16 protein-coding genes are annotated in these 17075 nt (G+C 65.8%); 9 read left to right on the top strand and 7 right to left on the bottom strand.

The window, feature by feature from the left end; genetic code table 11:
- Positions 1-5: 5 nt before the first annotated feature.
- Complete coding sequence (locus tag MAB_RS15450; RefSeq protein ID WP_012296629.1) at positions 6-1346, bottom strand: DUF349 domain-containing protein; 1341 nt, start codon at positions 1344-1346, stop codon at positions 6-8.
- 176 nt (positions 1347-1522) lie between these two features.
- Here MAB_RS15450 and MAB_RS15445 point away from each other — a divergent pair, with 176 nt between their 5' ends.
- Genes MAB_RS15445 through hflX form a run of 4 tightly spaced genes read left to right on the top strand, consistent with a single transcriptional unit; the run spans position 1523 to position 5454 of the window.
- Positions 1523-2191: a class III extradiol ring-cleavage dioxygenase family protein gene (locus MAB_RS15445; protein WP_005081861.1), complete on the top strand. Its 669-nt coding sequence runs from the start codon at positions 1523-1525 to the stop codon at positions 2189-2191.
- Positions 2188-3129, top strand: a complete 942-nt coding sequence (miaA, locus tag MAB_RS15440) for a tRNA (adenosine(37)-N6)-dimethylallyltransferase MiaA (protein ID WP_005093732.1) — start codon at positions 2188-2190, stop codon at positions 3127-3129. The genes MAB_RS15445 and miaA overlap by 4 nt, the downstream gene beginning before the upstream one ends.
- Positions 3126-4013, top strand: coding sequence for a diaminopimelate epimerase (gene dapF / locus MAB_RS15435; protein WP_005111544.1), 888 nt, complete (start codon positions 3126-3128; stop codon positions 4011-4013). The genes miaA and dapF overlap by 4 nt, the downstream gene beginning before the upstream one ends.
- Positions 4014-4059: 46 nt before the next feature.
- Positions 4060-5454: a GTPase HflX gene (gene hflX, locus MAB_RS15430; protein ID WP_005090287.1), complete on the top strand. Its 1395-nt coding sequence runs from the start codon at positions 4060-4062 to the stop codon at positions 5452-5454.
- On the opposite strand, the gene MAB_RS15425 is transcribed toward hflX, so the two are convergent.
- Positions 5451-7745, bottom strand: a complete 2295-nt coding sequence (locus tag MAB_RS15425) for a molybdopterin guanine dinucleotide-containing S/N-oxide reductase (protein ID WP_005111541.1) — start codon at positions 7743-7745, stop codon at positions 5451-5453. The two genes, hflX and MAB_RS15425, sit on opposite strands and share 4 nt — an antisense overlap.
- A 140-nt stretch (positions 7746-7885) precedes the next feature.
- Here MAB_RS15425 and MAB_RS15420 point away from each other — a divergent pair, with 140 nt between their 5' ends.
- Both MAB_RS15420 and MAB_RS15415 read left to right on the top strand, forming a co-directional pair.
- Positions 7886-9040 (top strand): acyl-CoA dehydrogenase family protein, encoded by a 1155-nt coding sequence (locus tag MAB_RS15420; protein WP_005081873.1) that lies wholly within the window; start codon positions 7886-7888, stop codon positions 9038-9040.
- 6 nt (positions 9041-9046) lie between these two features.
- Positions 9047-9580 (top strand): GNAT family N-acetyltransferase, encoded by a 534-nt coding sequence (locus MAB_RS15415; RefSeq protein ID WP_005081875.1) that lies wholly within the window; start codon positions 9047-9049, stop codon positions 9578-9580.
- Here MAB_RS15415 and lexA read toward each other — a convergent pair.
- Positions 9577-10251 (bottom strand): transcriptional repressor LexA, encoded by a 675-nt coding sequence (gene lexA / locus MAB_RS15410; RefSeq protein ID WP_005076527.1) that lies wholly within the window; start codon positions 10249-10251, stop codon positions 9577-9579. The genes MAB_RS15415 and lexA overlap by 4 nt on opposite strands.
- Before the next feature lie 242 nt (positions 10252-10493).
- Here lexA and MAB_RS15405 point away from each other — a divergent pair, with 242 nt between their 5' ends.
- The gene (locus MAB_RS15405) at positions 10494-11006 is read left to right on the top strand and encodes a LysM peptidoglycan-binding domain-containing protein (protein WP_005081878.1); all 513 of its coding nucleotides are present in this window, start codon (positions 10494-10496) and stop codon (positions 11004-11006) included.
- A 130-nt stretch (positions 11007-11136) separates the two neighbouring features.
- Positions 11137-11601 (top strand): transcriptional regulator NrdR, encoded by a 465-nt coding sequence (nrdR, locus tag MAB_RS15400; RefSeq protein WP_005057199.1) that lies wholly within the window; start codon positions 11137-11139, stop codon positions 11599-11601.
- 24 nt (positions 11602-11625) lie between these two features.
- Here nrdR and MAB_RS15395 read toward each other — a convergent pair whose 3' ends face one another.
- From MAB_RS15395 to sthA, 4 genes are all read right to left on the bottom strand, one after another.
- Positions 11626-12309, bottom strand: a complete 684-nt coding sequence (locus MAB_RS15395) for a PhzF family phenazine biosynthesis protein (RefSeq protein ID WP_005081880.1) — start codon at positions 12307-12309, stop codon at positions 11626-11628.
- Between the two features lie 84 nt (positions 12310-12393).
- On the bottom strand, positions 12394-13473 hold the full coding sequence (locus tag MAB_RS15390; RefSeq protein WP_005076519.1) for an alpha/beta fold hydrolase: 1080 nt from the start codon (positions 13471-13473) through the stop codon (positions 12394-12396).
- Between the two features lie 54 nt (positions 13474-13527).
- A complete protein-coding gene (locus tag MAB_RS15385) occupies positions 13528-14520 on the bottom strand; it encodes a proteasome assembly chaperone family protein (RefSeq protein ID WP_005057202.1) in 993 nt (330 codons plus the stop codon).
- Positions 14521-14656: 136 nt separating this feature from the next.
- Positions 14657-16108, bottom strand: coding sequence for a Si-specific NAD(P)(+) transhydrogenase (sthA, locus tag MAB_RS15380; RefSeq protein ID WP_005081884.1), 1452 nt, complete (start codon positions 16106-16108; stop codon positions 14657-14659).
- Between the two features lie 123 nt (positions 16109-16231).
- On the opposite strand from sthA, the gene MAB_RS15375 reads away from it, so the two are divergent.
- The gene (locus MAB_RS15375; RefSeq protein WP_005090276.1) at positions 16232-16966 is read left to right on the top strand and encodes a hypothetical protein; all 735 of its coding nucleotides are present in this window, start codon (positions 16232-16234) and stop codon (positions 16964-16966) included.
- The last annotated feature ends 109 nt before the right edge of the window (positions 16967-17075 follow it).

The following is a 17075-nucleotide window of genomic DNA, read 5'->3' as shown; positions in this document are numbered from 1 at the left end:
GGTAGCTAGCGCGAGCGGCTCTTGACGGCCGCCACCGCGGCGTCGGCCCATTCCTGCCACTGCTGGGCGCTGGCGCGGGCCTTCTCGGCATCCTTGGTCTTGCCGGCCGCCTCGGCCTTGGCCGCCTGCTCCTCGAACTGGCGTGCGCGGTCGCGGAACTGTTCGGCACGTGCTTCGGCTTCCGGGTCGCCCCAGCCGGATTCGCCGGCCTCGCGAACCTTCTTCTCGACCGCCCGTAGGCGCCGCTCCAGGTCGGCCTGCTGCTCGCGAGGAACCTTCCCGATGGCGTCCCACTTGTCGCCGATGGCGCGCAGTGCCGCGCGGGCAGCGTCGACATCGGCCTCGGGATCGATTTTCTCCGCCTCGACGAGCAGCGCGCGCTTTGCTTCCGCGTTGGCCACGAATTCGGCGTCACGGGACGCGGATTCGGCGTTGCGGGCGGCAAAGAACTTGTCCTGGGCGGCCTTGAACCGGTGCCACAGGTTGTCGTCGGTCTCTCTCGGTGCCCGCCCGGCGGCCTTCCAGTCGTTCAGCAGATTCCGGAACGCCGCGGAGGTCGCACCCCAATCCGTCGAATCCGACAGCGCCTCGGCCCGCTTGCAGAGTTCTTCCTTCTTCTCGCGGGCGCCGGCGCGCTCACGGTCCAGCTCGGCGAAATGGGCGCCGCGTCTGCGGTTGAAGGTCTCCCGTGCCGTCGAATACCGCTTCCACAGCGCGTCGTCCGTCTTGCGATCCACACCGTGGATGGACTTCCACTCGTCGAGAATGGCCCGGATCCGGTCACCGGCGGCCTTCCACTGGGTGGAGTTGGCGGCCAGCTCCTCGGCTTCGGCGGCCAGCTCCTCCTTGCGGGAAATACTGGCCGAGCGCGCCTCGTCACGCTGGGCACGCGCCGCCGCTGCCTGTGCGTCCGCGGACTCCACGAGCGCCGACAACCGTGCCGACAGGGAGTCCACATCACCGAGCACCGCGGCGGCGGGCAGCGTCTCGGCCAGGTGCTCGGCGGCGGTCTTGATCTTGCGTGCGTCACCTGACCCGGACCCGAGCCGCAGTTCCAGCAGCTGGACTTCCGTCTCCAGATCTTCGAATCTGCGTCCGAAATGCGCATACGCCGCGTCGGCGTCCCCGGCCTGCCACGACCCGATCTGGCGTTCTCCGGCGCTCGTGATCAGCCACACGGTGCCGTCATCATCCACCCGGCCGAACTTGTGGGGGTCTACATGGTGAGCCGCGGGAGCCGGCGCCGCGGGACGGCGCGGCATCGGATGAGGTTTCGGCCCCGGCCGGGGGACGGGGGTAACACGCTCTTGCTGTGTTGAGAGTTCCGGCTGTGTCTGATCGGACATGAAACCTCTTCCTACAATTGTTGCCGCGCAGCACGGCGCCCTAAGCTCACTACACCGTTCATTCAAACAGGTGTCATCGCCGCACGGGCGAACATATGCCAGATGATTACCCGAGGAGGCCGCGATGTCCCAGGTGGATATCGCGTGGGCCCCGACGCTGAAGGCCAGCTAGCGCTGTGAATTTGTCGATAGCCATCTGCCCGTCGACCCCGCTGCTGGTACCCGAATTGGGGGGTGAGGCCGCGGCCGAGACCGGTGAGCTGCGTGCGGCGAGCGTGACTGTTGCCCGCAGCCTGCCCGCACAATGGATCGCGATCGGAGTCGGGGACGGGCAGTACCACGCCGATATGTCGGGCACTTTCGCCGGCTACGGAGCTGACGTGCGCGTTTCACTCTCGGATCGGATGGGCAAGCCGGCCCAGCTCCCGCTGCCGGTACTTATCGCCGGGTGGCTGCGCAGCCGCGCGGAAGCCGACGAAGCCGAGGTACGGCTTGTCGGTCCTGCTACGGATGCGCTGGCCTTCGGCCGGGCGTTGCGTGGTGAGATCGAGAGGCGACCGGTGCCGCCCGGCGTGCTGATCGTCGCCGATGGCGCCAACACCCTGACCGACAAGGCGCCCGGCGGTTACCGGCCCGACGCCGAGGCGGCGCAGCGTGCCGTCGTCGATGCCCTGACGCGGGGCGATGCCGCCTCGTTACGGCACCTGCCGGACGCCATCACCGGCCGTCCCGCATACCAGGTGCTCGCCGGGCTGGTGGATTCCGACGTCGTCGAGGCCAGGTGCTTGTATCGCGGCTCGCCCTACGGGGTGGGGTATTTTGCCGGCATTTGGCGGGTGTCATGACACGGCCCATCGCGGTCATCGGTCCCACCGCCACCGGCAAGTCGGCGCTCGCGCTGGAGCTGGCCGAGCGCTTGGGCGGGGAGATCGTCAATGCCGACGCGATGCAGCTGTATCGCGGTATGGATATCGGCACCGCCAAGGTGCCGGAATGCGAGCGGCGGGGTCTCGTTCACCACATGCTCGACGTGCTTGACGTGACCGAAACAGCCACAGTCGCGACCTATCAAGAACGCGCCGTCGCGACGATCGACGATATCCGTGCGCGCGGACATGTGCCGGTGATCGTCGGCGGATCGATGATGTACATCCAAGCGTTACTTGATGATTGGGCGTTTCCCGCGACGGACCCGCAGGTGCGTGCGCGCTGGGAGGAGCGCTTGGCGCAGATCGGGGTCACCGCGCTGCACGCCGAACTCGCCGCGCGTGACCCGGCGGCGGCCGCGATCATCTTGCCCACCGACGGGCGCCGCACAGTGCGCGCGCTTGAGGTGATCGAGCTCACCGGTCAGCCGTTCGCGGCATCGGCGCCCACCATCGGCCCGCCACGGTGGGACACATTGATCGTCGGATTGGATTGGGAGACGGAGAAACTCGATGATCGGATCGCCCGGCGCACGGACCTGATGTTCGAGCAGGGTTTCGTCGGCGAGGTCGAATATCTGTTGAGTACCGGGTTGCGTGACGGTGTGACCGCGTCGCGGGCCATCGGATACGCGCAGGTCATCGCGGCGCTGGACGCCGGGGGTGGTGCAGGGGCGCTGGCGCAGGCGCGCGACCTGACCTTCGTCGGCACCCGCCGCTATGTCCGTCGTCAACGGTCGTGGTTCGGCCGCGATCATCGCGTGGTATGGCTGGCAGGGGAGTCCGTGGAGACCGGTGGCCCTGAAGGGCTGGCGGGCGAAATCGTGTCGCGCTGGCGCCTATCCTCGAATACGTGAAGTTCACCAAGGGGCACGGCACCCAGAACGATTTCGTGGTGCTGCCGGATGTCCACATCAAACGCGACCTGTCGGTGGCCGCCGTCCAGGCGTTGTGCGACCGGCAGCGCGGTCTCGGCGCCGATGGCGTGCTGCGCGTGACCACGGTGGGCGCTGCTCTGGAGGGCGGGGTCCTGGCCGAGAAACCTGCCGGGGTGAGCAGCGAAGACTGGTTCATGGACTACCGCAATGCTGACGGTTCGATCGCCGAGATGTGCGGCAACGGTGTGCGAGTATTCGCGCACTATCTGCGATCGGTAGGACTGGAGCATCGGGACGAGTTTGTGGTGGCCTCGCTGGCCGGGCCCCGGCCGGTGCGCATCAATTCCTGGAGCCAGCTCACCGCCGATGTGACGGTCGACATGGGGCCGGTCAAGGAGTTCGGTGCCGGCGAGGCGATCGTCGGTGGACGCCGGTTTTCCGGCCTGGCCATCGACGTGGGTAATCCACACTTGGCCTGTGTGGATGCCGTACTGACAACCGAGCAGCTGCGCATCCTCGATGTGGGTGCGCCGGTTACCTTCGACGAGCAGTTGTTCCCCGATGGAGTCAATGTCGAGGTGCTGACGGCTCCGTCCGCGGGCCCGGCGAACACGGTGCATATGCGCGTTCACGAGCGTGGTGTCGGCGAGACACGTTCCTGTGGAACGGGAACGGTAGCGGCGGCCTACGCCGCGCTGCGTCACATCGGGCAGCGGACCGGCGAGGTCGTCGTCAACATTCCTGGTGGACAGGTTCGCGTGACGGTCACCGGTGAATCCAGCTTCCTGCGCGGGCCTTCCATGTTGCTGGCCGATGGCGAAATCTCGGATGAATGGTGGGGCGGCATTGGCGCCTGCGGATAATTCGGATGCGTTCGATGAGCCCCGGGTGGGAGCATCGGTAGCCAGTATGCGTACCACCTATGAGACGCCCACCGACGGCGAGCTTGCGCTGGAAGACCGCGCCGCACTCAAACGTGTGGCGGGGCTTTCCACCGAACTCGCCGACGTCACCGAGGTCGAATACCGCCAGCTGCGCCTGGAACGAGTTGTGCTGGTAGGGGTCTGGACCGAGGGTACCTCGCAGGAGGCCGAGGCCAGCATGGCCGAGCTTGCCGCACTGGCCGAAACCGCCGGATCCGAGGTGCTCGAAGGTCTGATCCAGCGGCGCCAAAAGCCCGATCCGGCAACGTATATCGGCTCTGGCAAGGCGATCGAACTGCGCGAGATCGTGCTGGCCACCGGCGCCGACACGGTGATCTGCGACGGGGAGCTAAGCCCGGCCCAGCTGGTGGCCCTGGAAAAGGCGGTCAAGGTCAAGGTCATCGATCGCACCGCCCTGATCCTGGACATCTTCGCCCAGCACGCGACCAGCCGCGAGGGTAAGGCGCAGGTCTCGTTGGCGCAGATGGAGTACATGCTGCCGAGACTGCGCGGCTGGGGTGAATCGATGTCCCGGCAGGCCGGTGGTCGTGCCGGCGGCGCCGGTGGCGGGGTGGGCACCCGTGGCCCCGGTGAAACGAAGATCGAGACCGATCGGCGCCGGATCCGCGAGCGCATGTCCAAGTTGCGCCGCGAGATCCGCGATATGAAGAAGGTTCGTGACACCAAGCGCAGCCGCCGCCTGGAAAGCGATGTCCCATCGGTTGCCATCGTCGGCTACACGAACGCCGGTAAATCCAGTCTGCTGAACGCGATCACCGGGGCAGGGGTGCTCGTTCAGGACGCGTTGTTCGCCACGCTCGAACCCACGACGCGCCGCGGAACATTCGATGACGGCCGCGAATTCGTCATCACGGACACCGTTGGTTTCGTGCGGCACCTGCCGACCCAGCTGGTCGAGGCATTCCGGTCCACGCTGGAAGAGGTTGCCGACGCGGATCTTCTCGTCCATGTGGTCGATGGGTCCGATATGGCACCGCTGGCCCAGATCGAGGCGGTGCGCACGGTGATCGGTGAGGTGGTCGCCGATCATGATGCGTCCGCGGCGCCGGAGCTGTTGGTGATCAACAAGGTCGACGCGGCGGGTGATCTGGCGCTGGCGCAGCTGCGCCGCGCGTTACCCAAGGCGCTATTCGTGTCGGCGCACACGGGCGAGGGGATCGCCACGCTGCGCGAGGCGATCGCCGAGGCGGTGCCCCGCGGTGATGTACCCGTCGATGTGGTGATCCCGTACGAGCGCGGCGATCTGGTGGCCCGAATCCACACCGAGGGGCAGGTGCAGTCCACCGAGCATCTCGCCGATGGCACGCGGGTAGTGGGGCGGGTGCCGCGGGCGCTTGCCGCCGTCCTGACCGCGCTCTAGTCGCGGGCGACGAACCGCGGCGGGGTGTGTGCCCGCACCGGCGGTGGCGTCCCCTCGAACCGTTCGATCTGCACCAGCACGTGCTGCCCGGTGCAGCCCTGCGCCAGCGACGAGGTTCCCGAGTCGTCTGTCAGCACATTCGGATTGCCATGGGCGCAAGCAGAATTCGGGTCGGCGGGCTCGATCGGGTCAAACCATGCCCCGGTCGACAGCTGCACCACCTGGCGTCGTAGGCCCTCATCGAGGACCGCCCCGGCCAGGCAGGCGCCGCGGTCGTTGAACACCCGCACCACGTCGCCGTCGGCGATACCACGGGTGGCGGCGTCCTGCGGATGTATCCGGAGAGGCTCGCGTCCCCGCACCTTCGACCCTTGGCTGGTGCCACCGAAGTCGAGCTGGCTGTGCAGCCTGGTGCGCGGCTGATTGGCGATCAGATGCAACGGAAAACGCTGAGCGCGCTCACCGCCCAGCCATTCGGTGGGTTCGTACCACTGTGGGTGACCACCGCAGTCGGAGTATCCGAAGCCGTCGATGGTCTCGGAAAAGATTTCGATGCGCCCGCTGGGAGTGTGCAACGGGTGCGCAGCGGGGTTCTCACGGAAGTCCGACAGCAGCGTCAGGCCGGCATCGGTCGGCAACTCCAGATAGCCGCGGTCCCAGAATTCGTCGAAGGAGGGCACCGAAAAGTTCAGCGCGCCGGCCCACTCGGTGTAGATGTGGCGCAGCCACTGGGCGGCGGTGCGTCCCTCGCTGAACTGCTCGCCGAATCCGAGTCTGTCGGCGAGTGCCGAGAACGTGGTGTAGTCGTCACGGGAGTTGGCATAGGGCGGTGCGACGGCTTTCATCGCCACCAGCAGTGGGTCGTTGCGGCTACCGGAGAAGTCATCGCGCTCCAGACTGGTGGTGGACGGCACGACGATGTCGGCGTGCTTGGCCATCGCGGTCCACACCGGGTCGTGCACGACGACGGTGTCGACCCGGGACAGCGCGCGGCGCAGTCTGGGCAGATTCTGATGATGATGGAAGGGGTTGCCGCCCGCCCAATAGACGCAGCGGATGTCCGGCAAGGTCAGTGTTTGACCGTTGTAGGCGAGCGTCTGCCCAGGGCGCAGCAGGAGCTCGCTGATGGCCGCCACCGGGATGAACGTCTCGACGGGGTTGGGGCCCTGCGGAAAGGTGGGCAGCGGACAGCTCACCGGGGCCAGCCCGGGCTCGTTCATCGAGCCGTAGCCATGGCCGAAACCGCCTCCCGGAAGCCCGATCTGACCGAGCATCGCGGCCAGGGTGAGTCCCATCCAGGGTGCCTGCTCACCATGGCGCACCCGTTGCAGGGACCAGCTGACCGTCACCAGAGTGCGCCCTGCCGCCATGCGGCGGGCCAAGGTGCGCAGCTCGGCCGCGTCCAGGCCACTGATGGGTGCCGCCCACTCCGGGCTCTTGGGTACGCCGTCGTCGACGCCCAGTAGATAGCGCTCGAACCGCTCGTAGCCGGTGCAGTAGCTGCTCAAGAAGGTCAGATCTGCGAGCTTCTCCACCGCCAGCACATGCGCCAGCGCCAGCATGACCGCCACGTCGGTCCCGGGAATCGGGGCGTGCCATTCGCATTCGCCGTCGATGTCATCGTGTAGCGGACTAAAGGAGACGATGCGTCCACCGCGGTCGCGGAATCTGTTGAGGGCATCGCGCGCCGGGTGCGCGGTGGTGCCGCCATGGTTGACACCCGTGTTCTTCAGCGCGATTCCGCCGAACGCGATCAGCAGATCGGTGTTTTCGACGATCACGTCCCAGGATGTGGATCGCTTGAACAGCCCGTCGTGGGTTCCGATGACGTGCGGCATGATGACGCCGGTCGCGCCGAGGCTATAGGAATGACGCGAAAAGGTATACCCGCCCAGCAGTTTCAGGAACCTGTGCACCTGACTCTGGGCGTGGTGGAAGCGCCCTGCGCTGGCCCAGCCGTATGAGCCCCCGTAGATAGCCTCGTTGCCATGGGTGTCGACGACGCGCCGCAGTTCATCGGCCAGCAGTTCGGTCAGCTCATCCCAGGACACCTCGACGTATTCGTCGGCGCCACGCTTGTCGCTGGGGCCAGGGCCCTCCCGCAGCCAGCCGCTGCGCACCGCCGGCGCGGTCACCCGGGCCTGGTGCCGGATGGAACCAGGAATGTTCTGCAGCAGCGGGGAGGGGTCTAGATCGGTCTCGATCGGAGTGACGCCGATCACTTCGCCGTCCCGGACCTCGGGGGTGAACGCGCCCCAGTGGGTGTGGGAAAGCCGTGCCGAGCCACTCACCTGAACAGCGGAAAACGCGGGCCTGATCACCTGAATGACTCTAGGCTTTCTGTCCGACGAAACCGGGCAGGCGAGTACCGACCGACCAGTGGGTTGGTATACATTCTGCCAAGTACGTAAATCCAAACCGGAAGGTGATCATGGCCGGCGCCGTTAAGTTCAAACGCACCATTTTCGAACCCGAGCACGAACTGTTCCGCGAGTCGTTCAAGACCTTCCTGGATCGGCACGCTGAGCCGTACAAGGAGGAGTGGGAGAAGAACAAGATCGTCGACCGTGCACTGTGGGTCGAGGCCGGCAAACAGGGCTTCCTGGGCACCGACATGCCCGAGGAGTTCGGTGGCGGTGGTCTTATCGATTTCCGCTACAACACGATCATCACCGAAGAGGTGACCAAGGGACGCCACACCGGCGTCGGATTCAGCCTGCATAACGATGTCGCCGGCCCGTACTTCCGGGACCTGGCCAATGACGAGCAGAAGGCCCGCTGGTTCCCCGGCTTCTGTTCCGGCGAGCTGATTTCGGCCATCGCCATGACCGAGCCCGGCACCGGAAGCGATCTGCAGGGCATCAAGACCCGCGCCGTCAAGGACGGCGATCATTACATTCTCAATGGCGCAAAGACCTTCATCACCAACGGCATCAACGCCGACCTGGTGATCGTGGTCGCACAGACCGATCCGGAAAAGGGCGCGCTGGGTTTCTCGCTGATCGTTGTGGAGCGCGGCATGGAGGGCTTCGAACGCGGCCGCAAGCTCGACAAGGTCGGTCTGGATGCTCAGGACACCGCCGAACTGTCCTTCACCGACGTCCGGGTGCCTGCGGCCAACCTGCTGGGTGAAGAGGGTCAGGGCTTCATCTACCTGATGAAGAACCTGCCGCAGGAGCGTATGTCGATCGCCGTCATGGCGGCCGCCGCGATGGAGTCGGTGCTCGAAGAGACCATTGCGTACACGACCGAGCGCAAGGCATTCGGCAAGCCCATCAAGAGCTTCCAGAACAGTCGTTTCCTGCTCGCCGAGCTGGCCACCGACGCAACGGTCATCCGGGTCATGGTCGACGAGTTCATCTCGTTGCTCAACAAAGAAGAGCTGAGTGTCGAGCAGGCCGCGATGGCCAAGTGGTACAGCACCGAGAAGCAGGTCCACCTGATCGACCGCTGCCTGCAGCTGCACGGCGGGTACGGCTTCATGCGCGAGTACCCGGTGGCCCGGGCATACATGGACTCCCGTATCCAGACGATCTACGGCGGCACTACCGAGATCATGAAGGAGATCATCGGGCGTTCGCTCTAGTCGCCCATGCACATTCGTGACGCGACGGCCGCCGATGCGGCCGCGTGTGCGGCAATCTATGCGCCGTATGTGACCGATACGGCCATCTCGTTTGAGGAGGTGCCGCCGTCGGATGCTGTTCTTGCCGAACGCATCCAGACGGCGGCCCACCGACATGCCTGGCTCGTCGCCGAGGATGGCGGGGAAATTCTCGGCTACGCGTATGCGGCGCCGTGGAAGTCGCGCACTGCCTACCAATGGGCCTGTGAGGTCAGTGTCTATGTCGACGGCGCGCGCAGGCAGCGCGGCACCGGACGCCAGTTGTACACAGCGTTACTCGGCCGGCTACGGGAGCTGGGTTATCGCACCGTGCTCGCGGTTGTCGTCACACCCAATGCGGCGAGTGAAAAGCTGCACCGGACAATGGGATTCGAGCAGGTCGCGCTGTACCGGCGGATTGGATACAAGCTGGGCAGCTGGCATGACGTCACGCATTTTCAGCTGTTCTTGACCTCCGCCGGCGATTCCCGCGCGCCGGGGCCGGCGCCCGGGGAGGCCTAGACCTTCCGGATAACGGTGACGACCTTGCCCAGAATGGCGGCGTCGTTGCCGGGAATCGGCTCGAAGAGTGGATTGTGCGGCATCAGCCAGACCTGGCCCGATGTCCGCTTGAACGTCTTGACGGTCGCTTCTCCGTCGATCATCGCGGCCACGATGTCGCCGTTGTCGGCCACGTTCTGCTGGCGGACCACCACCCAGTCGCCGTCGCAGATCGCGGCGTCCACCATCGACTCGCCAACCACCTTGAGCAGGAACAACGAGCCCTCGCCGACAAGCTCGCGGGGGAGTGGGAACACATCTTCGACGGCCTCCTCGGCGAGGATGGGACCGCCGGCGGCAATGCGCCCGAGCACAGGCACGAATGTCGGCTCCGGCAGGTCGCCCGAGCCGATCACGTCGGTGGTCGCCGATGGAGTGCCCGCGTCATCGATTCCCCGAACATCAACGGCGCGTGGACGATTGGGATCACGCCGCAGAAAGCCCTTCTGTTCAAGGGTGCGTAGTTGGTGGGCGACTGACGAGGTGGAGGTGAGCCCGACGGCGTCTCCGATTTCGCGGATGCTCGGGGGATAGCCCCGCTCATTCACCGATGCGCGGATGACCTCCAGGATGGTCCGCTGGCGCTCGGTCAGTGAACCGGTGGCGGGTCCCTTGCTGGGTGTATCGCTCATGGGCCCGAATCTAGCCCTGTCGACGGCATATATCAAACATGTGTTCGATGCGTGTCGCAAATAGGGGGCGCCGGGTCGCCCCGGGAGGGTAACGGGGCAGGTCAGCAGCACTTGTCGGTGTCGGATGCTACAAATCGATCACATGTTCGGACGTCGAACACATGATCGAGTACATTCGAACATAAGAGCGAACGGGTTAACCGATCGACAGGACAGATCGACAGGACAGGAAGGGCATACCGATGAGCACAAACGTTCTCACCCCGCCGCGTAGTTCTCACGCTCGCGAGGGTGCGCCGCGCGAGTACGCCCCGCCGGCACGCGCGTACAGTGCGGAGTACCCATTGACTCAGCGCCGGGCGCTGCCGGTGCGCACCGTCGCCTATCGGCGGCCTGCCGGCCGACCGGTTGCCTACCGCGGTAACGGCATCCGTGTGTCGGGGGTAGCGCATCGCGTACATCGTCGCCGCCCGGTGAGCCTGAAGGCCACCATCGTTGTCGCGGTGGGGGCCGCGGTGGCGACGATGTGGCTGTTGATGCTCGGCCAGGTCAGCGCCGCGGGCATCGGGGGAGCGGGCGTGCCGGACCGCCTTGCGGTTGTGCAGGTCGCTCCCGGAGAGACCCTGGCCGACGTCGCGTCGCGTGTCGCGCCTGAGGCGCCACGCTCGGCGGTGGTGTCCAAGATCCGCGAACTCAATGAACTTGATTCGGCGACAGTGCAAGCCGGTCAGACGCTGGTTTCCCCGGTCGGCTGATCGGCACACGGACGTGACCTTCGGGCGTGCGGGAGCACGGGTATCCTCGACACCGGTCTGGGCGCGCTGCGCGGTGCGTCAGTCATCCCAGCCCAACGACATAGAGTCCAGAACCGGCGAAGGAGCAGTAATGCACTGTCCGTTCTGCCGTCATCCTGACTCGCGCGTTGTCGATTCCCGTGAGGCGGACGAGGGTCAGGCGATACGACGCCGGCGCTCATGCCCCGAGTGCGGCCGCCGTTTCACCACCGTCGAGACCGCCGTGCTGGCCGTCGTGAAGCGCAGCGGGGTCACTGAGCCTTTTAGTCGCGACAAGGTCGTCAAGGGCGTACGGAGGGCCTGTCAGGGTCGTGATGTCGATGATGATGCGCTGAACCTGCTGGCCCAGCAGGTCGAGGATGCCGTCCGGGCGGCTGGATCCCCGGAAATTCCCAGCAATGAGGTGGGCCTGGCCATCCTTGGCCCGCTGCGTGACCTGGATGAGGTCGCGTACCTGCGCTTTGCCTCGGTGTATCGCGGGTTCAGCTCCGCCGAGGACTTCGAACGTGAGATCGCAGCACTGAGGGCCCATCGGGACGCTCCGGCGGAATCCTGACCCGTCGGGCCGATTCCGGGCTGCCTAGTCCAGCGTGAGCGGTTGATCGGCGACCACGCGGCCGCCGATCGTGACCCAGCCCTCCGGGCTCCACTGCGTGAAAATCTGCGACCCTTTGCCCTGATTGATGATCAGGTCACGGCTGAGCAAGTCCGTCAGCCGTGCCGCCACGGACCCGGTCGCCTCGTCTTCATCGACGCCCAGATCAGACGCGAACACCCGGGACCGCACCAGGTTGGCGTCGCGGTTTTGCCAGGCCCATATGCAATGCAGCAGTTCGTCCGGGTAGTCGGCAGGGTCCGCGGCCTCGACATCAGCAGGGGAGTCCGATTCGTGGAAATCGGTTTCCGGTGCCCAGTCGGAACGGGCCCGTATCCATGTCCGATCGTCGTAGCTGACCTGCAGTACTCCCGCGGGAACCTGCAACGTGTTGACCGGTGTTCCGCGTTCACGCAGCCACCAGGCCAGTCCCACCGTGGGATGTCCGGCGAAGGGAAGTTCTGCCGCCGGAGTGAAGATCCGCAGATGCGCGGTGTTGGACCCTTCCGCTGGCAGATCCACGAAAACCGTCTCGCTGAAACCCAACCGGGCGGCGACCTGCTGTCGGTCCGCCGCGCCCACATCGGCACCGTTGACTATCCCCAGGGGATTGCCGAAGTTGCCTGTCTCGTCGGTGAATACGCGCACAACCGCGACATCAACGCTCATTCCTCGACTCTACGTCCCTTGCGCCGCGCGCACTCGGGTACCCGGGAGTTGGCGCAAATCTTTGACAGCGCTTGAGCTCTCGCGCTAAGTGGCGCTGCGTTCGTCGGTGCCCATCGCATCGAGCACCGCCATGCGGGTGCGGGCGGCCCCACTGATGGCGTGTTCGGTGACGCCGGTTCGCAACAATCGGCGCAGTTCGTCCTCGTTGTATTCGCCGGGCTCGGTGGATGCGATGAATTGGCGAACGATGCCGATGAATCGTTCGGGGTCGTCATGGAAGGGGAAATGTCCGGATTTGTCGAAGATCTCCAGTGCGGAGCCGGGCATCGCGGCATGCGCGAGGTGTCCATGGCTGACGGGAATGACCAGGTCGTCGCTACCCCAAATGAGCTGAACAGGAACGGATTCGGTCAAGTAACATCGGTCCAGCATGGTGACCACCTGGCCGCGCCAGTCCACCACCGCGCGCAGCGTGCGGGTGAACGCGGCGGAGGCCCGGGGTTCAGGGAGATCAGCGAGAACGCGCAGCACATCGGGGATATCGCGGGCCATACTCGCCCGGCCGAACGTCGCGCGCGCCACCGCACCGCCCAGTCGGAGCATCGGCATGGCCATTGGCAGCCTCAACAGGCCCAGCGCATCTCCGATGAACGGCAATGACGCGCAACGCAACACGATGTTGACATCCTTGGTCACGCCTCCCGGCGCCACCAGGATGAGACGCTCCACCAGGTGAGGGAACTGGTAGGTGAATTGCATGGCGACGCCACCACCGAGCGAATGCCCAACGACGGTGACCCTCTCAATGTCCAGCACGGCCAGCAGGTCCCGCATGCCATTGGCATAGGCCGCTACCGAGTAGTCGGCGCGTGGCTTATCGGACTGTCCATGCCCTAGCAGGTCCGGGGCGATCACGGTGAAATGCTCGGCGAGCTGCGCATGCACACTGTCCCATGTCGCCGAGTTGTCGCCGATACCGTGGATGAGTAGCAGCACCGGGCCCGAGCCCGCGATCCGGTAGGCGCGCCGGTACCCGTGGATGGTGCGGAACGCCAGCCGTGGACGCGTCGATGTAGCTGCGGATGGCGTATCGCCGCCGCCGTCGACCCCGTCGATGTGCTCGGTATCCGGCACCGGACGCAGGAGCCGCGGTGGAGGATTCATGTGAAGTATTTTGACCCGTCGCCGCAAATTTGGCGCGGCGAGCGCACAACCCGGCTAGAGAATGGGGCCTTCCGGTGACGGACCCGAGGGATCGTCGCCGAACTTGGCCTGTTCGGCGAGGAATCGCTCGAACTCTCCGGCCAGCTCGTCACCGCTGGGCAGCTCTTCGTCCCGTGCCAGCAACGAACGATTCTCCTGGGCCGCGACAAAGGCGTCGTACTGGCGCTCGAGGGCCTGGACCACCTGCGCCACTTCCTCGCTGCCCTCGACCTGCTCGTTGATCTGGTTGCGCACCTTGGCGGCCGCCTCGCTGAGCTCCTGTAGCGGCAGATCCAGATCGCCGGTCCTGGCGACCTCTTCCAGCAGGCGCTGCGAGGCCTCCGGGTAGTCGGTCTGCGCCAGGTAATGCGGAACGTGCACGGCGAAGCCGACCACGTCGTGCCCGTGCTGGGCCAGGCGGAACTCCAGCAGATTGGACGCGCTGCCCGGCACCTGAACCTCATCGATCCAGCCAGGGTGCTCGTCGAGCGTCTTGCGATCGTTGCCGTGCGCGGTCAGCGTGATCGGGCGGGTATGCGGAACCGCCATCGGAATGGCGCCCAATCCGATCGTCTTACGCACGCCGAGCTGCTCGGCGAGCAGCCGGATCGCGTTGACGAATCGCTCCCATTTCAGATCCGGTTCGAGCCCGGCCAGCAACAAGAACGGTGTGCCCTTGGTGTCCTTGAGGGCATACAGATTCAGCTCGGGGGTGGCGTACTCGGTGAAGTGATCGCTCTTGAATGTCATCACCGGCCGGCGCGACCGGTAGTCGAGCAGATCGTCGATCGCGAACGACGCCACCAGCTCGCTCTCAAGCGTCTGGCGTAGATGCGCGGCGGCCAGTTTCACGGCATGGCCGGAGTCGGAGAAACCCTGTAGCGCGTGCACGAGAACCGGGCCGCGTCCGTCGGCAGATGCCAGCTGCGGGCCCGGAAATTCCAGCTCGTACATGCCGCTCTGATCCGGTTTGTACGGCTGTGGCTCTACACCCTCATTGCTGGTCATGGCTCGCCTCCCTTCGCGTCCTCGTCCTACCAGTGTCCCTTACCGGCAGGCAAACGGCGAATGTACCTATCGGGTCAACGGCCCGGGCGGGATGCGAATTCCGCGCCCGGCCGCTATTCGCCCAGCGCGAAATGCCTCAGGCCTTGAACTGATTCAGCGCGCGAATCTTGTTCATCACGTCGAGTGCGGCCACCTTGTACGCCTCCGAGAACGTCGGGTAGTTGAAAACCGCGTCTACCAGGTATTCGACGGTGCCGCCGCAGCCCATCACCGCCTGGCCGATGTGCACCAGATCGGTGGCGTCGGATCCGAAGATGTGTATCCCGAGCAGTCGCAGGTCCTCGGTCGACACCAGCAACTTGAGCATTCCGTACGAATCCCCGGCGATCTGGCCACGCGCCAGCTCGCGGTAGCGCGAGACGCCCACCTCGTAGGGAATCGCGTTCTTGGTGAGTTCAACCTCGGTGGCGCCCACATAGGACACCTCGGGGATGGAGTAGATGCCGATCGGCTGCAGGTCCGTCATGCCTTTCGACGGCTCTCCGAACGCGTGATAGGCCGCCAGACGCCCCTGATCCATCGAGGTGGCCGCTAGCGCCGGGAACCCGATCACGTCGCCCACCGCGTAGATGTGGTCGACCTTGGTCTGGAAGTTTGCGTCGACCCAGATGCGGCCGCGGCGATCGGCCTCCAGGCCCGCCTTGGGGAGGTCGAGCTGGTCGGTCTGTCCCTGCCGTCCTGCGGAGTACATGACGGTGTCGGCGGGAATTTGCTTGCCGCTGGCCAGGGTGGTCATGGTGCCGGTGTCATTGACCTCCACGGTGGTCACCTCTTCGCCGAACCGGAACGTCACCGCCAGGTCCCGCAGGTGAAAACGAAGGGCCTCAACCACTTCCGGGTCGCAGAAATCCAGCATGGTGTCACGCTTTTCCACCACGGTCACCTTGGTGCCCAGGGCGGCGAACATGGACGCGTACTCGATGCCGATGACACCGGCGCCCACGACGACCATCGATCCCGGGATGAAACGCAGATTCAAGATGCCGTCCGAGTCCAGGACACGCTTCTCGTCGAAGGCCACTCCATCGGGGCGGGCGGGATTGGTTCCGGTGGCGATGACGACGTAGTCGGCATGCAGCGTGGTGCGCTCTCCGCGCGAAGGTTCTTCCACGACGACGGTGTGTTCGTCGGCGAAGCGGCCGATGCCGCTGATCAGATCGATCCGGTTGCGCTGCAGCTGGGCACGCACCACCTCGATCTCCTTGCGGATGACGTGCTCGGTGCGCGCCAGCAGATCCTCCGGGGTGATGTTGGCCTTCACGCGGTAGCTGGCGCCGTACAGCTCGCGCTGGTTCATGCCCGTCAGATAGAGCACCGCCTCGCGCAGTGTCTTGGACGGAATGGTCCCGGTATTGGTGCAGACGCCACCGAGCATGTTGTCGCGTTCGACGACCGCCACCGACTTGCCGAGCTTGGCCGCGGCGATGGCGGCCTTCTGGCCTCCGGGGCCGGACCCGATGACGACGAGATCGTAGGAAGGAGTATCAGCTGTCGGGGATGAGCCGCTCGGGCGAAGACCGTTGGTCATGGGTGTACTCATACGCCGATTCGCCGAATCGTGCATGCCCTGCGCGTCACGGCGATATGAACAGTTGTCCCGCCTGAATCTCGCGCGCGCCTCCTGGGGCCCGGGCGGTACCGATGGCAGCATGTGACCGTGACGGCATCGCGGCTGGTAGCGACGATGGTTGTGGCTGGGTGCTGCGCAGCCATCGCTCCGGCATGCACGCGGGCCATCGATGGATCGGCCGTGGAAGCTTCCGGCTCTGCCCAGCCCGCAACACCGACCCCCGCGAGCGCCGTGCGTGCGCCAGCCGGACCGGTGGGTCCGCTACTGCTGGCGCCCACTGATTTCCCGCGCCAGTATCCCGCCACGACGCTGGAGCCCGAGGCGGCCGGATCGGCGCTTCGCGAAATCCGGGGCGTCCCCGACGCGGCGGCGGTAGTCCCGACGGCATGCGCGCCGGCGCCTCTTCCCGCGGTGCCTCAGGACGCAGCGGTGGCGGTCGGGACCAACCAGTCCGACGCCTCGACCATCACGGTCGCGGTCCTGCGAGTCGCCGAGCCGCTTGCCGCATACAAGTCGCAACTGCAGCGTTGCGCGTCCTTCACCTTCAGCGGCCCGGATCAGATCCAGAGCACGGTGACAGCCTCGGAAGCGGTGGCCCCGCCGATCAATGCCGATGATTCGGTCGCCGTCAATCAGGCCGTGTCTCCGGCCGGTACCGGTGGCGGCACACAGACCACCCTGTCTCTCATCGCACAGATCGCCGATATCCGAATTCAGGCCACGTACACGACGTTTCAGGGCACCGAGCCCGATGCGGTGCTCCTGGACCAGGCCTTCACCGCCGCAGTACTCAAGGTGCACGACAACGTGCGCTGACGCACGGCAGTTGCAGGCGTGTTGTCCACAATTACGATCGCGTCCACAGCTCGCCGGGCGACGTCCGTATCGCCAGGCCGCCGCCGGGCCGGATGACGGTCACCGCTGT

Origin of the sequence: Mycobacteroides abscessus ATCC 19977 (genome assembly GCF_000069185.1) — a bacterium.
Classification (GTDB): domain Bacteria; phylum Actinomycetota; class Actinomycetes; order Mycobacteriales; family Mycobacteriaceae; genus Mycobacterium; species Mycobacterium abscessus.
The sequence above is the reverse complement of the archived record's forward strand: the minus strand, read 5'-3'. Positions and strand labels throughout refer to the sequence as shown.

Bases quoted from the DNA above. Each gene is read 5' to 3' on its own strand.
- MAB_RS15450 (WP_012296629.1), bottom strand. From the start codon at position 1,346: ATGTCCGATCAGACACAGCCGGAACTCTCAACACAGCAAGAGCGTGTT.
- miaA (WP_005093732.1), top strand. From the start codon at position 2,188: ATGACACGGCCCATCGCGGTCATCGGTCCCACCGCCACCGGCAAGTCG.
- hflX (WP_005090287.1), top strand. From the start codon at position 4,060: ATGCGTACCACCTATGAGACGCCCACCGACGGCGAGCTTGCGCTGGAA.
- MAB_RS15420 (WP_005081873.1), top strand. From the start codon at position 7,886: ATGGCCGGCGCCGTTAAGTTCAAACGCACCATTTTCGAACCCGAGCAC.
- MAB_RS15415 (WP_005081875.1), top strand. From the start codon at position 9,047: ATGCACATTCGTGACGCGACGGCCGCCGATGCGGCCGCGTGTGCGGCA.
- lexA (WP_005076527.1), bottom strand. From the start codon at position 10,251: ATGAGCGATACACCCAGCAAGGGACCCGCCACCGGTTCACTGACCGAG.
- MAB_RS15405 (WP_005081878.1), top strand. From the start codon at position 10,494: ATGAGCACAAACGTTCTCACCCCGCCGCGTAGTTCTCACGCTCGCGAG.
- nrdR (WP_005057199.1), top strand. From the start codon at position 11,137: ATGCACTGTCCGTTCTGCCGTCATCCTGACTCGCGCGTTGTCGATTCC.
- MAB_RS15395 (WP_005081880.1), bottom strand. From the start codon at position 12,309: ATGAGCGTTGATGTCGCGGTTGTGCGCGTATTCACCGACGAGACAGGC.
- MAB_RS15390 (WP_005076519.1), bottom strand. From the start codon at position 13,473: ATGAATCCTCCACCGCGGCTCCTGCGTCCGGTGCCGGATACCGAGCAC.
- MAB_RS15385 (WP_005057202.1), bottom strand. From the start codon at position 14,520: ATGACCAGCAATGAGGGTGTAGAGCCACAGCCGTACAAACCGGATCAG.
- sthA (WP_005081884.1), bottom strand. From the start codon at position 16,108: ATGACCAACGGTCTTCGCCCGAGCGGCTCATCCCCGACAGCTGATACT.